The organism is Kitasatospora sp. NBC_00240, from assembly GCF_026342405.1.
Lineage (GTDB): Bacteria > Actinomycetota > Actinomycetes > Streptomycetales > Streptomycetaceae > Kitasatospora.
In genome coordinates this window covers 3,174,740-3,188,585 of the sequence record NZ_JAPEMU010000001.1, presented here as the reverse complement: position 1 = coordinate 3,188,585, position 13,846 = coordinate 3,174,740, and the positions used below count along the sequence as shown (strand labels likewise).

At 71.6% G+C, this 13,846-nt stretch carries 12 protein-coding genes; 7 read left to right on the top strand and 5 right to left on the bottom strand.

Going from position 1 to position 13,846, the window contains the following annotated elements:
• Positions 1 to 148 precede the first annotated feature (148 nt).
• Positions 149 to 1,630, top strand: a complete 1,482-nt coding sequence (locus OG689_RS13480; RefSeq protein ID WP_266320407.1) for an alkaline phosphatase PhoX — start codon at positions 149 to 151, stop codon at positions 1,628 to 1,630.
• Between the two features lie 85 nt (positions 1,631 to 1,715).
• Here OG689_RS13480 and OG689_RS13475 read toward each other — a convergent pair whose 3' ends face one another.
• Positions 1,716 to 3,335: a PucR family transcriptional regulator gene (locus OG689_RS13475; RefSeq protein WP_266320405.1), complete on the bottom strand. Its 1,620-nt coding sequence runs from the start codon at positions 3,333 to 3,335 to the stop codon at positions 1,716 to 1,718.
• A gap of 170 nt (positions 3,336 to 3,505) precedes the next feature.
• Here OG689_RS13475 and OG689_RS13470 point away from each other — a divergent pair, with 170 nt between their 5' ends.
• The 4 genes from OG689_RS13470 (at position 3,506) to OG689_RS13455 (ending at position 8,147) form a co-directional block, all read left to right on the top strand.
• Positions 3,506 to 4,102, top strand: a complete 597-nt coding sequence (locus tag OG689_RS13470; protein ID WP_266320404.1) for a PadR family transcriptional regulator — start codon at positions 3,506 to 3,508, stop codon at positions 4,100 to 4,102.
• Positions 4,099 to 5,310: an NAD(P)/FAD-dependent oxidoreductase gene (locus OG689_RS13465; RefSeq protein ID WP_266320402.1), complete on the top strand. Its 1,212-nt coding sequence runs from the start codon at positions 4,099 to 4,101 to the stop codon at positions 5,308 to 5,310. Before OG689_RS13470 ends, OG689_RS13465 begins: the two co-directional genes overlap by 4 nt.
• A gap of 157 nt (positions 5,311 to 5,467) precedes the next feature.
• Entirely contained in the window at positions 5,468 to 7,096 is a 1,629-nt protein-coding gene (gene pruA, locus OG689_RS13460; protein WP_266320400.1) for an L-glutamate gamma-semialdehyde dehydrogenase, read from the top strand.
• Between the two features lie 121 nt (positions 7,097 to 7,217).
• Positions 7,218 to 8,147, top strand: coding sequence for a proline dehydrogenase family protein (locus OG689_RS13455; protein WP_266320398.1), 930 nt, complete (start codon positions 7,218 to 7,220; stop codon positions 8,145 to 8,147).
• On the opposite strand, the gene OG689_RS13450 is transcribed toward OG689_RS13455, so the two are convergent.
• From OG689_RS13450 to OG689_RS13440, 3 genes are read right to left on the bottom strand one after another with little or no spacing between them, the layout of a single operon-like run.
• Positions 8,077 to 8,499 (bottom strand): Uma2 family endonuclease, encoded by a 423-nt coding sequence (locus tag OG689_RS13450; RefSeq protein WP_266320396.1) that lies wholly within the window; start codon positions 8,497 to 8,499, stop codon positions 8,077 to 8,079. The two genes, OG689_RS13455 and OG689_RS13450, sit on opposite strands and share 71 nt — an antisense overlap.
• The gene (locus tag OG689_RS13445; protein ID WP_266320395.1) at positions 8,489 to 8,698 is read right to left on the bottom strand and encodes a DUF397 domain-containing protein; all 210 of its coding nucleotides are present in this window, start codon (positions 8,696 to 8,698) and stop codon (positions 8,489 to 8,491) included. Before OG689_RS13445 ends, OG689_RS13450 begins: the two co-directional genes overlap by 11 nt.
• Positions 8,695 to 9,618, bottom strand: a complete 924-nt coding sequence (locus OG689_RS13440) for a helix-turn-helix transcriptional regulator (protein WP_266320393.1) — start codon at positions 9,616 to 9,618, stop codon at positions 8,695 to 8,697. Before OG689_RS13440 ends, OG689_RS13445 begins: the two co-directional genes overlap by 4 nt.
• A gap of 251 nt (positions 9,619 to 9,869) precedes the next feature.
• Between OG689_RS13440 and OG689_RS13435 the strand changes: the two genes are divergently transcribed.
• Positions 9,870 to 11,417, top strand: a complete 1,548-nt coding sequence (locus tag OG689_RS13435; RefSeq protein WP_266320391.1) for a hypothetical protein — start codon at positions 9,870 to 9,872, stop codon at positions 11,415 to 11,417.
• 241 nt (positions 11,418 to 11,658) lie between these two features.
• Positions 11,659 to 12,042 (top strand): hypothetical protein, encoded by a 384-nt coding sequence (locus OG689_RS13430; protein ID WP_266320390.1) that lies wholly within the window; start codon positions 11,659 to 11,661, stop codon positions 12,040 to 12,042.
• A 166-nt stretch (positions 12,043 to 12,208) separates the two neighbouring features.
• Here the strand turns inward: OG689_RS13430 and OG689_RS13425 are convergent, their stop codons facing one another.
• The gene (locus OG689_RS13425) at positions 12,209 to 13,822 is read right to left on the bottom strand and encodes a peptide chain release factor 3 (RefSeq protein WP_266320388.1); all 1,614 of its coding nucleotides are present in this window, start codon (positions 13,820 to 13,822) and stop codon (positions 12,209 to 12,211) included.
• Positions 13,823 to 13,846: the final 24 nt, after the last annotated feature.

The window sequence follows — 13,846 nt, the reverse complement described above, 5'->3', positions numbered from 1 at the left end:
AATGACCACTCCGGCGCGGTGTCGGATTCACCTGAGGTTCACCCGCGGGGCACAGTCTGCTCGGCGTCGACGTTCCTTCTCGACACCCGCTCGCCGCGCACCGGGGATTCCGCACCGGGCGGACGGCCAACCCTCAGGAGTGACTGCCATGTCGCTGTCCCGTCGGGACTTCGTCAACCGTTCCACCCTCGTCGGCGCCGGTGTGCTGATCGCGGGCAGTGCCGAGGCGCTGGCCACCGCCCCGGGCGCGATCGCCGCTCCGGTCGGTGGGGAGGCGCAGGCCGCCGAGACCGCCGACGCCGAGCGTGCCGCCGTCGGCTACGGCCCGCTGCTCGCCGACCCGGAGAACCTGCTGGCCCTGCCCAAGGGCTTCAAGTACAAGGTGATCACCCGCGCCGGTGTCACCAAGCTGAAGACCGGCGAGTTCACCCCGAGCAACCACGACGGCACCTCCGCCTTCGAGGACGAGCGCGGCGGCAACCTGCTGGTCGTCAACCACGAGCTGGCCGGCGCCCGCGCCAACTGGCCGAACCCGGTGCCGTTGACCGAGGGTCACGTCTACGACCCGGGCGCGGCCGGCGGCTGCACCGTCGTGCACGCCAAGGCCGACGGCACGGTCGAGGAGTGGGTCGGCATCGCCGGCACCGCCACCAACTGCGCGGGTGGCGTCACCCCGTGGGGCACCTGGCTGAGCGGCGAGGAGACCGAGGACAAGGCCGGCAAGAACGGCTTCACCAAGGACCACGGCTACATCTTCGAGGTCGACCCCTTCGACGACGAGTACAACCTCAACCCGCAGCCGGTGAAGGCCTTCGGCCGCTACGCGCACGAGGCCGTCGTGGTGGACCCGAAGCGCGGTCACGTGTACCTGACCGAGGACGCGTCCAACCCGAACGGACTGCTGTTCCGCTGGACCCCGCCGGCCGGCTTCAAGCACGGCCGCTACAAGCTGCGCGCGCTGGCCGCGGACGCCGGTGTGCTGGAGGCCTTCAAGGTCTTCGACTCGCAGGGCAAGTTCATCGACGACCTGTCGCGCGCCACCAAGGTCGGCACCACGTACGGCGTGGACTGGGTCAAGGTCGAGGACCGCGACGCCCGGACGGTCTCCGTCCGCAAGCAGTTCAAGGACGGCGAGGTGACCCGCGCCCGCAAGCTGGAGGGCATGTGGTGGGGTGACGGCGGCTTCCACTTCGTCTCCAGCTTCGCCCGTTCGGAGAGCCCGCTGCAGCACGACGGCCAGGTGTGGTTCTACAACCCGGTCCGCCGCACCATCACCCTCAAGGTGCTGCTCGGCGTGAACACCGACGTGTTCGGTGACCACGACAACTACGACGGCCCGGACAACATCACCGTCTCGCCGTACGGCGGCATCGTGATCGCCGAGGACGGCGAGGGTGTCAGCCACCTGTTCGGCGCGACCGAGGACGGCCTGACCTACCCGATCGCCCGCAACGACCTGAACATCGGCACGGCGGAGAAGCCGGAGTTCAGCGAGTTCACCGGAGTGACCTTCTCGGACGACGGCAGGACGCTGTTCGCCAACATCCAGGTGCCGGGCATCCAGCTCGCCATCACCGGCCCGTGGCACCGGCTGAACGAGCACCACCGCGGCCAGGGCTACGGCGCCTGATCGCAGCGGTGAGCACGGCGGCCCGTCGGGGGAGACCCCGGCGGGCCGCCGTCGTCCCCGGGCCTGCCCGGCCGCCCGGGGGCGGTCAGTCCTCGGCGGGCAGCCGCAACTGGAGCATCGCCAGCAGCCGCTGCTGCGGCTGGGCGAGGTCGATGCCGGTCAGCTGCTCGGCCCGGCGCACCCGGTAGCGCAGGGTGTTGGGGTGGATGTGCAGCGCCTGGGCGGCCACCCGGACCTCGCCCAGCGCGTCCAGCCAGGCCAGGACGGATTCGGCGAGCCGGGTGCCGTGCTTGCGGTCGTAGCCGGTGAGCGCGGTGAGCCGGGGGTCGCGCAGGCCGGCGCGTTCCTGCAGCAGCGCCAGCATCTCGCTGACCAGGACCTGCGCCTGGACGTCGATCAGTGCCGCGACCTCCAGGTCGACGCCGCCGCGGCGCATCGCGTCCAGGATCCGGTCGGCCTGCGCGCGTGACTCGGGGACGGCGGCCAGGCCGTCCACGGTGCTGCCGATCGCGGCCCGCAGCGGTACCCCGAGGTGGTCCCGGGCGGCCTCCACGACCTCCTGGGCCCAGCTGCGGACGGTCGACATCGGCAGGCCGGCGGGCAGGTCGGGGAGCAGGACGTAGACCCGGGACTCGACCGGTGCGAGCAGCGCGCCGCGGTGCCGGGCGGCGGTGTGGACCGAGATCAGGCCGGTCACCTCGGCGCGGGTGAGCTCCAGGTCGGCGCCCTCGGAGGGCGAGCCGGCGGCGTACGCCAGGACGGTGGCCGGGCGGCGCAGGTCCAGGCCGAGGTGGGTGGCGAGCGACTGCGGGCCGGTGGAGCCCTCCAGCAGGCCGGTCAGCAGGGTCTGGGTCAGCCGGACGTCGGCGGAGACCTCCCGGCGCCGGCGGACCAGTTGGGCGGCGGCGACCCGGGCCGCGCCGACCAGGGCCTGTTCGGCCAGCGGGGCGAGCGGCTGGGCGCCCTCCTGGACCCAGATGGTGCCCAGCGGCTGGGCGCCGGCCCGGATGCCGATGGCCAGGCGCCGGCGGATGCCGAGGTCGGGGTGCGGGTCGACCGGGATGACGCCCTCGGAGGCGCGCAGCTGCTGGAAGACGCCCCATTCGCGGAGCTTGGCGAGGTAGGGCTCGGGGCCCTGGCGGCCGAGGATGGAGAGCCGCCGCAGGTCGTCCACCTCGTCGGAGTCGGAGGAGCGGGAGTAGGCGAGGACCCGGCTGGAGGTGTCCTCGATGGAGACGATCCCGCCGGTCAGGACGGCGACGGTCTGGGCGAGGGAGAAGAGGTCGCCGGCGCCCGGCCCTTCGCTGTCGGGGGTGTCCGGGCCCGAGATGATCACCCGGGCGAGTGAGTCCAGGTGCTCCCAGCGGGTCTCCCGTCGGACGGAGAGCAGGGCGACGCCGGCCTCGGTGGCGGCTTCGCGCAGGGCGTCGGCCTGGCCGGGGGCGTCCAGTTTGACGGCGACGGCGGCGGCCCGGGCGCGGCCGGCGGCGCGCAGGGCGGGCAGGGCGGCGCGGCCGCGGGCGCCGATGGCCAGCACGAGTTCGCCGGCGGCAGCGGTGGCCTGGTCCTCCGGGTCGAGGATCGCCACGTCCCGGACGGGGACGTCCAGCCCGGCGGGGGCGGCCTGCAGTTCGACCAGTGGTTCGCCCAGCGACATCAGCAGCTGGCGCAGCGTGATTCCGGTGCCGGGGCCTGGCTCGGTCACCTCGGGTCTCCTGCCGGTCCGGTCGGGCGGTTTCTGATGCGGCATTGTCGGATCGGACAATGCGGTACCGACGACTTTAGCCGTGCGGGCAGGATGCCGGCCCGGTGTCACTAAATAGTTGACACTGACTATTCGATCTCGGATAGTCGATACTGACTAAGGAGAGCCTGATGGCGAAGCGACGCAAGGTCGGCAACCCGCTGGCACTGGCCGTCCTGGCCGAACTCGTGGCCGAGCCGATGCACCCCTACGAGATGGGGCGCCGCCTCAAGGAGCACGGCAAGGACCGCGACATCAAGTACACGCGGAGCTCGCTGTACATGGTGGTCGAGCAGCTGCGGAAGGCCGGGTTCGTCGCCGAGCGGGAGACCGTCCGGGACACCCAGCGGCCCGAGCGCACCGTCTACGCGCTGACCGACGAGGGCCGGACCGAGCTGCACGACTGGATGGTCGAGCTGGTCGCCGAACCGCAGCACGAGTACCCGCTGTTCGGCGTCGCGCTGTCGCTGCTCGCGGTCCTGCCACCGGCCGAGGCGGTTGAACTGCTCGCCCGCCGGGTGGAGGCGCTCACCGAGCGGCTCGCGGAGATTCGCTCCGACATCGCGGCCGCCACCGCCCAGGGAGTCCAGTGGATCTTCCTGATCGAGGAGAACTACCGCCTCGGCGCCCTGGAGGCCGAGCACCGCTTCGTCACAGGCCTGATCGAGTCACTCAAGGAGCCGGAGTACCTCCGGACCTGGCAGCAATTCTTCGGGAGTCGGACATGAACGGAGTACGGAAAGCCATCGTCGTCGGCGGCGGCATCGCCGGGCCGGTGACCGCCCTGGCCCTGCGCCGGGCGGGCATCGAGGCGAGCGTCCACGAGGCGTACGACACCACCGCCGACGGCGTCGGCGGTGCCTTCACCCTCGCCCCGAACGGCCTGGCCGCGCTGCGCCTGGTCGGCCTGGGCGCGGAGGTGGAGGAGATCGGGCAGCCGATCACCCGGATGCTGATCGACGACCCGAACGGACGGCCGATGGCCCGGTTCGACGGGGTGCCGGGCCTGCCGCCCAGCCGGGTGCTGTGGCGCTCGGAGCTGTACGCCCTGCTGCACGAGCGGCTGCGCCAGGAGGGCATCCCCGTCAGCTTCGGCCGGCGGCTGGTCGGCGCGGACGAGACCCCCGACGGCGTCACCGCGCACTTCGCCGACGGCTCCACCGCCACCGGCGACCTGCTGGTCGGCGCGGACGGCGTCCGCTCCGTGGTGCGCACCCTCGTCGACCCGACCGCGCCCGGGCCGCGCAACGTCGGGCTGCTGGGCTTCGGCGGCTTCAGCGACCACGTGCCGGCCACCGGGGCCGGCCCGGACGGCCCGCGGGCCATGCACTTCGCCAACGGGCGGCGGGCCTTCTTCGGCTGGTGGGCGCTGCCCGAGGGCGGCACCGCCTGGTTCAGCAACCTCCCGTACAAGGAGCTGATGACGCCGGCCGAGGCCCGCGCGGTGCCGGTGGCCGAGTGGGTCGAGCGGCTGCTCGCGCAGCACGCCGGGGACACTCCCGCCGAGGACGTGCTCCGCGCCGTCCGCCCGGACAGCCTGGTCAGCGTCGGCTCCATGCACATCCAGCCGAAGGTGCCGCGCTGGTACCGCGGCCGGCTGGTGCTGGTCGGCGACTCGGTGCACGCGCCGTCCCCCAGCTCGGGCCAGGGCGCCTCGCTCGCGGTGGAGAGCGCCGTGCAGCTCGCCCGATGCCTGCGGGACATCCCGGAGCCGCAGGCCGCCTTCGCCGCCTACGAGGCGCTGCGCCGGCCCCGGGTGGAGAAGATCATCGCGCGGGCGGAGCGCAGCAACAGCGAGAAGTCGGCCGGGCCGCTCGCCAGGACCCTCACCCGGATGCTGGCACCGGTCGCGCTGCGCACCTTCCTGACGCCGGAGAAGATGTTCGGCCCGGTGCACCGCTACGCCATCGACTGGGACGAGCGCGCGACGGGCTGACCGCCGCCCGGCCCACTTCGTCCGATCGGACAACGCCGTACGGATGACTTGGGCCGCCAGGCCAATCAAGTGGGGCCGCCCGGCGGCATACCTTTCGGTCTAGGCCGGTGCGCGACCCGCACCGGCGTCCCCCATGACCCGAAGGAGAGCGCGCGCCATGGATGCTGTGACCCAGGTCCCCGCGCCGGTGAACGAGCCGGTCCGCAGCTACGCCCCCGGCAGCCCGGAACGGGCCCGCCTGGAGGCCAAGCTGAAGGAGCTGGGCGGCCAGGAGCCGGTCCAGCTGACCATGACGATCAACGGTGAGCGCCGGATGGGTGGCGGCGCCGAGATCCACGTCGTCCAGCCGCACAACCACGCGGCACGGCTCGGCACCCTGCGCAGCGCCACCCGCGAGGACGCGCAGGACGCCGTCGACACCGCACTCGCCGCCGCTCCGGCGTGGCAGGCGCTCTCCTTCGACTCCCGCGCCGCGATCTTCCTCAAGGCCGCCGACCTGCTGGCCGGCCCCTGGCGCGAGACGCTGGCCGCCGCCACCATGCTCGGCCAGTCGAAGACCGCCCAGCAGGCCGAGATCGACACGCCCTGCGAGCTGGTCGACTTCCTGCGCTTCAACGTGCACTTCGCCCGCCAGATCCTGGCCGAGCAGCCGATCTCCTCGGACGGCGTGTGGAACCGCAGCGACCACCGCCCGCTGGAGGGCTTCGTCTACGCGATCACCCCGTTCAACTTCACCGCCATCGCCGGCAACCTGCCGACCGCGCCGGCGCTGATGGGCAACGTGGTGCTCTGGAAGCCGTCCCCCACCCAGCAGTTCTCCGCGCACCTGCTGATGCAGCTGCTGGAGGAGGCCGGCCTGCCCAAGGGCGTCATCAACATGGTCACCGGCGACGGCCTGGCCGTCTCCGAGGTCGCCCTCAAGCACCCCGCGCTGGCCGGCATCCACTTCACCGGCTCCACCGCGACCTTCCAGCACCTGTGGCGCGAGGTCGGCAACAACATCGCCGGCTACCGCACCTACCCGCGGATCGTCGGCGAGACCGGCGGCAAGGACTTCCTGGTCGCCCACCCGTCGGCCCACCCGGACGTGCTGCGCACCGCGATGACCCGCGGCGCCTTCGAGTTCCAGGGCCAGAAGTGCTCCGCGCTCTCCCGCGCGTACGTCCCGGCCTCGCTCTGGGCCGGTCTGAAGGACGAGTTCCGCGCCGAGGTCGAGGGCCTGACCATGGGCGACGTCACCGACCTGTCGAACTTCATGAGCGCCGTCATCGACGAGCGCGCGTTCGCCAAGAACAAGGCCGCCATCGACCGCGCCCAGGCCGACCCCTCGGTCGAGGTGCTGGCCGGCGGCACGTACGACGACTCGGTGGGCTACTTCGTCCGCCCGACCGTGCTGGTCTGCGCCGACCCGACGGCGGAGTACTTCCGCGACGAGTACTTCGGCCCGATCCTCGCCGTGCACGTCTACGAGGACGACAAGTACGACGAGATGCTCGCCCAGATGGAGTCCGCCTCCCCGTACGGCCTGACCGGCGCGATCATCGCCCAGGACCGCGCGGCCGCCCAGGACGCCATGCACAAGCTGCGCTTCGCGGCGGGCAACTTCTACATCAACGACAAGCCGACCGGCGCCGTCGTCGGCCAGCAGCCCTTCGGCGGCGGCCGGGCCTCCGGCACCAACGACAAGGCCGGCGCGAAGCAGAACCTCACCCGGTGGACCTCGACCCGCTCGGTCAAGGAGACCTTCGTCCCGCCGACGGACTACCGCTACCCGCACATGGGCTGACACCCCCAGACGAGGGGCGCCTCTCCCCCGTGCCGCCCCTCACCCGGGGCGGCGGCCCACCCCCCCCGGCCGCCGTCCCGGCCCCTCCGCCACCGCTGAAAAACCAGTTCCAGGAGTACCGATGCTCCGTTCCGCCCTCCTCGCCGCCTCCCGCTCCCCGCAGGTGCGCACCGTCGTCGAGAAGTTCCCCCCGACCCACGCGATCGTCGAGCGCTTCGTCGCCGGCGAGCTGCTCGACGACGCGGTCACCGCCTGCGACGACCTGGTGGCCACCGGCCGCACGGTCACCCTGGACCACCTCGGCGAGGACACCAAGGACGCCGCCCAGGCCGCCGGCACCGCCGAGGCGTACGAGCACCTGCTGACCGCCCTCAAGGACACCGGCCTGGCGGCCGGCGCCGAGGTCTCGGTCAAGCTCTCGGCGGTCGGCCAGTTCCTGCCGGTGGACGGCGAGAAGATCGCGCTGGAGAACGCCCGCCGGATCTGCGCGGCGGCCGCCGACGCCGGCACCACGGTCACCCTGGACATGGAGGACCACACCACCACGGACTCCACCCTGTCGATCGCCCGCGAGCTGCGCGCCGACTACCCGTGGCTCGGCGTCGTCCTCCAGGCCTACCTGCGGCGCACCGAGGCCGACTGCGAGGAGTTCGCGGCCGCGGGTTCGCGGGTGCGGCTCTGCAAGGGCGCCTACAAGGAGCCCGAGTCGGTCGCCTTCCAGGGCAAGCGCGAGGTGGACCTCGCGTACGTCCGCGCGCTCAAGGTCCTGATGGCGGGCCAGGGTTACCCCATGGTGGCCTCGCACGACCCGAACATGATCAAGATCGCCGGCCAGCTGGCCGAGTGGAACGGCCGCAAGCGCGACAGCTTCGAGTACCAGATGCTCTACGGCATCCGCCCCGAGGAGCAGCTGCGACTGGCCGCCGAGGGCAACACCATGCGGGTCTACCTCCCGTACGGCCAGGAGTGGTACGGCTACTTCATGCGCCGCCTGGCCGAGCGCCCGGCCAACCTGACCTTCTTCCTGCGCGCGATGGCCACCCGGGGCTGACCTCCCCGGCGCCGGCCCGGAGGAACGGCTTGGTGTCCAGCTCGAACCCGAACGGGTCGGGCAGGGCCGGCGGTTGCCCGAACGGGGCGAGACGCACTTCGGTGTACTCGTCCCGTTGCGGCTTTCCGAACAGACCGACCTGCGACTTGTCGCGGTCGACCAGCAGGTATAGCGGGATCCCGGCGCGGGCGTAGCAGTGCCGCTTGGCGATCCGGTCCTGATCGGGCCTGCTGGAGGTCACCTCGGCGACCGTCGCCACGCCGGCCGGCTCCGTCCAGGGCGGGGCGCCAGCTCCATGGGGCAGGATGTCCTCCTGTGTCGGCGGCTCGTGGCCCCTCACCTCATGTGACATCGCAGGTGAACCGTACGAAGGCGGCCCAGGCGTCCGGGGTGAAGCCGAGGAGGGGGCCGCCGCGGTCCTTGGAGTCGCGAACGTGGACGGTGGCGGTGGCCATGGCGACCTCGACGCACTCGCCGCCCTCGTTGCCGCTGTAGCTGCTCTTGAACCAGGTGAGTTCGGTGCCGGTCCGGCCGAATTCCTCGGTGCTCATCGCTCTCCCAGCATCTTCTCGATCAGGGCCAGGGACTCCGGCGGTGTCATGGCCTGCGCCCTGAGGCTCCCGTAACGTGCAGCCAGGATACGGACTTCCTCCGCGTCCGTCGTCAGACGACTGACCGCCTGCACTTCGACGTAGGCCACCTGCGGCCGTCCCTTCGGAGTAAGCAGGATGAACGGGCCGCCCATGCCGGCGTGTTCGTGCCGCTCCAGGGGCATGACCTGAAGTTCCATGCTGCGCAGGCCGCCCAGTCGGAGAAGCTGCCTCAGTTGTTCGTCGTGCACGGCCCAGCCGCCCAGCGGGCGCCTGAGTACCGATTCCTCGATGATGCAGCTCACGATCGGTGTGGGCCATCGGGTCAGGATCTCCTGACGCGCGAGGCGCGCCAACACCCGTTCCTCGATGACCTCTTCGGCCAAGAGTGGCTTGCGCATCGCGTAGAGGGCACGAGCGCGGGCTTCGGTCTGGAGCAGCCCCGGGATGTCGTGGCTGCTGTAGAAGTGCAGCTCCACCGCCTCCGCCTCCAGCCGGGCGTAGTCCCGGAACCACGCCGGGTGCCGGACCCGGGCCTTGGCCTTCGCCCGCGCCAGGTCCTCCTTCGCGGCCTTCAGCAGGCCGCCGGCGCCGAGGAGTTCGTCGGCCGCGTCCAGGAACTCCGGTTGCGGGGTGCGCCGCCCGCGCTCCAGCGAGGAGATCTGGTCCTCGCCGTAGCGGAGCCGGTCGCCCAGCTCCTTCTGCGTCAGTCCGGCGCGCTCGCGCAGCAGTTTGACCTGCTTGCCGATCGCCCGGAGGAAGTCCGTGACGCCGTCGGGGTCGTCCGGCGGCTCCGGCCGCTGCTCCCCGAGGAGCGGGTGCGGGATGCCCGTCGCCCGTCCCGCTTCGTCCTGACCCACCACTGCCATCGTCGCCACCACCCGTGTACCTGCCCGACCCCGGCCCGCCGACCGCTCAATGTGTCGCTGCGGACACGTTCGGTAGCGGTTCGTGATCAGCCTAGGGGTGTCCGGCCGGATCCGGAGGCGCAATGGCCGAAACCGGTGGTCCATGGCGGCCCGTACCCCTCCTGCGGGGCCCGTTCCCGCTCGTCGCCCGTCGGGTGTCTCGTTGGTGATCCGTTGTTGACCTCGTGCTATGAATGCGTGTTCGTTTTCTACGGGGGAGCCCCATGTCGTATCCGCCTCAGCCCAACCAGGCCCAGCCATCGCCGTACGGTCAGCCGCCGCAGCCGTACGGCCAGCAGCCGCAGCAGTCCTACGGCTATCCGCCGCAGCAGCCGTACGGCCAACCGGCTGCGCCCCAGGCGTACGGGCAGCAGCCGTACGGCGTTCCGCAGCAGCCGCCGCCGGGCTTCGGGCAGCAGCCGCCGCCGCCCGAACGGCCGCGCCGACGTGGGCTGAAGGCGGTCCTGATCGTGCTGGGGACGTTCCTCGGTCTGGTCGCGCTCGCGGGCGGGTACGTGGTCTACCACATCTCCACCCGCCCGGGCCCGGTGGACCTGAGCGGCGACAACAACCCGTACTCGAAGATCGCGGCCGGGATGACGGCCGCGCTGGCGGCCAAGGACGAGGAGGCGTTCGTCAAGTCGTTCAAGAGCGAGGAGTTGAAGGCCAAACAGCGCAAGGTCTTCCGGAACCTGGTCAAGATCCCCTGGGAGCAGGCGCACTGGGAAACCCAGTTCGCGGCGCCGCTGAACGGTGACATGTGGGTCACCTTCGTGCACCAGATCAAGGGCGTGGACAGCAAGCCGGTCGGCGAGACCTTCAACTGGCGGGTGGAGCCGGGCGTCACCGCGCCGGTGATCACCGAAGTGAGCGGCACCAAGGGCCTGACCGGCAAGACCTCGGACGGCAACTTCTACCCGGGCCCGTGGGATCTGTACGACGAACTGGCGGTCGAGGTCCGCGACCACCTGGTGGTGGTGGCGGACAAGGCGCAGGCGGCCGAGGTGCAGCGGGACGTCGACGTGCTGGCGCAGGCCGCGAAGGACGACCTCGACGCCTGGAAGAAGTCCGGGCCGCCGCCGGCCGCCGGACGGGAGAGCGCGCGCGGCTACTTCATCGTGCTGGAGAAGCAGCGCGAGGTCTACAACAAGCTGTACGCCGGTGACGGCCGCGAGAACGACAGCCTGGAGGCCGGCGTCAACATGCCGATCCCGGTGCACGCGCCCAACTCGACCTCCAAGGACAAGGAGTCGGGCGGCTCCCGGATCGTCATGGACACCTCGCTGAGCCGCTTCACCAGCCCCCAGTGGAAGGACGGCGTCACCGACATCGGCCGGCACGAGATGGGTCACGCCACCGTCGAACTGCTCGCGACCGAGGAGGTCTACGTCAAGGGCCTCCAGGCCACCCAGACCTGGGTGGTCGAGGGCTTCGCCGACTACATGGCGTTCCGCGGCAAGGACGACCTCGCCAAGGCGGACGCGCAGGCCTCGCTCCAGGGCTACCGGTTCGGCGGCGCGCTGCCGGACAGCCTGGGCTTCTACTCCGACCAGGCCAAGGACCGTTCCGCCAACTACGCGTTGGGCGCGCTCGGGATCCGGTACATGGCCCAGAAGTACGGTGAGGACAAGGCGTTCGCCTTCGTGGCGGCGCACTACGCCGATCCGAAGGCGTACGAGCAGCAGATCACCACCGCCACCGGGCTGCCGCTGAAGCAGTTCCAGACCGAGTGGGCGGCCTGGGTGCGGTCCTACGTCCCCGGAATTCGCTGACCTGACCCGCCTGGTTGTCGGCCCGAGGCCGTCCGCGCACCGATGCGTGGGCGGCCTTCGCCGCCCATCCGACCATTGCTCGAAGTAGTCACATGAATGCGTAACGTTCTTCTGATGGTTCGTCGGCGGTGTGGCGTGGCCGCCGAAGCGGGGCGCCCCTGCCGGAAAAGGGGCGGCCCGGGCGGGTGTTGACGCCCCCGGCCGAGCTCTTCACCCGCCGAGTGGACAAGGACCACCGAGGATGCTCGGGCATGTTGTCGCGCCTTCGCGCGCCTTCACCCAGATCGCCAACACGCATGTGTGGGACGACAGTCTGTCTGACGCCGCGTTCCGGCTGCTCGTCCGCGGCCTGTCGCTGCCGCCCGCACGGGCCAGGGCGACCACCGTCACCGAGCTGGCGGCCGGCCTCTCCGGCGGCCGGATCACCGCGGACCGGGCACGCCGTCAGCTCACCGCCGCCGGGCTGCTGCACTGCCGGCGCCGGCACAGCGCCACCGGTCAGGTCCGGACGGAATCCCTGCTGTCCGACGTCCCGCTCGACGCGGCCGACGCGGAGCAGCTGTTCGCCGGATGCCGAACCCGACCGGCGACCCGGACGCGGGGCGCTTCGGGGCCACGGCACTGATGCGGAGATGCTATCCATCGCCGGCCGATTTCCGTCACGACACCCCGATGGACATCGACGGGACGACCCCGGCGGGCTCCGGGCCCGCACGCGATCGCCCCCGTCCGCAACCGGACGGGGGCGATCGGAGCGTACGCGGCGTGCCGGGCGCCGGGCCCGGACCGACCTAGTCGGCCGTGGCGATCAGCGGCTGCAGCAGGATGTCCGGCTTGGCGCGCTGGAAGGCGCTCAGGTGCCACTTGTCGGCGAACAGGGCCAGCAGGGCGTTGTCCGAGCGGCGGATCAGCACCTCGGCGTCGGTCAGCCGGGCCTTGGCCAGCTCCGCCGCGCCGTCGGCGTCGGTGACCCGGGCCAGCTTGTAGGAGAGCCGGTCGAGGGTGATCGGGGAGGAGAACTCGTGCTCCATCCGGTGCAGCACCACGTCGAACTGCATCGGGCCGACGGCTGCCATCACCGGGGCCTGGTCGCCGCGGCGGTCCGAGACCAGCACCTGGACCACGCCCTCCTCGTCCAGCTGGGAGACACCCTTGCGGAACTGCTTGGAGCGGCTGATGTCCTTCGGCCGGGCCACCGCGAAGTACTCCGGGGCGAAGGCCGGCAGCGGCGGGAACTCGGCCTTCTTGCCGCTGTACAGGGTGTCGCCCACCCGCAGCGCGCTGGCGTTGATCAGACCCACCACGTCACCGGGGTAGGCGGTGTCGACCACGGTCCGCTCGGCGCCGAAGACGGTCTGCGCGTACTTGGTGGCGAAGGACCGGCCGCTGGCCGCCCGGGTGACGTTCATGCCGCGCTCGAAGACGCCGGAGCAGACCCGGACGAAGGCCATCCGGTCGCGGTGCGCCGGGTCCATGTTCGCCTGGATCTTGAAGACCAGACCCGAGAAGTCCTCGGTGACCTCGCGGCTGCCGCCCTTGGCCAGCGGACGCGAGGCGGGGGAGGGGGCGAGGTCGACGACCGCGTCCAGCAGGAGCTTCACGCCGATGTTGCTCAGGGCGGAGCCGAAGAAGACCGGGCTGATCTTGCCGGCCTCGAAGGCCTCCTGGTCGTACTCGGGGCCGGAGGAGAGCACCAGCTCCAGCTCCTCCAGCGCGGTCTCCCAGACCTCGCCCTCGCGCTCGGTCGCCTCCTCGGCGGTGAGCACCTCCTCCAGGGCGGCGTGCGTTCCGCCGGGCACCTTGGTGTAGCGCAGCATCTGCTCGGTGTCCGAGGCCCGGACGAGTCCGCGCAGGTCACCCGCGCCGCCGACCGGCCAGACCACCGGCACCGGGGTGATGCCCAGGTGGGTCTCGATGTCCTCCAGCAGGGTGAGCGCCTCGCGGCCGCGGCGGTCCCACTTGTTGATGAAGGTGATCACCGGGACGCCGCGGTGGCGGCAGACCGCGAACAGCTTGCGGGTCTGCTCCTCCAGGCCCTTGGCCGCGTCGACCAGCATGATCGCGCAGTCGACGGCCGCCAGCACCCGGTAGGTGTCCTCGGAGAAGTCGGCGTGGCCGGGGGTGTCGACCAGGTTCATCACGTGCCCGCGGTAGCCGAACTGCAGGGCGGCCGAGGTGACCGAGATGCCGCGCTCGCGCTCCAGCTCCATCCAGTCGCTGGTCACGCCCTTGCGGGCGCCCTGGCCGTGCACCGCGCCGGCCGAGGTGATCGCCCGGGCGTGCAGGGCGAGCGCCTCGGTGGTGGTGGACTTGCCCGCGTCGGGGTGGCTGATGACGGCGAAGGTACGCCGGCGCCCGGCCTCGTTGACGATCTGGACGACCGGGACGGACTGCTCGTTGCTCACGTGACTTTTCCTCGGGTGCGGGGA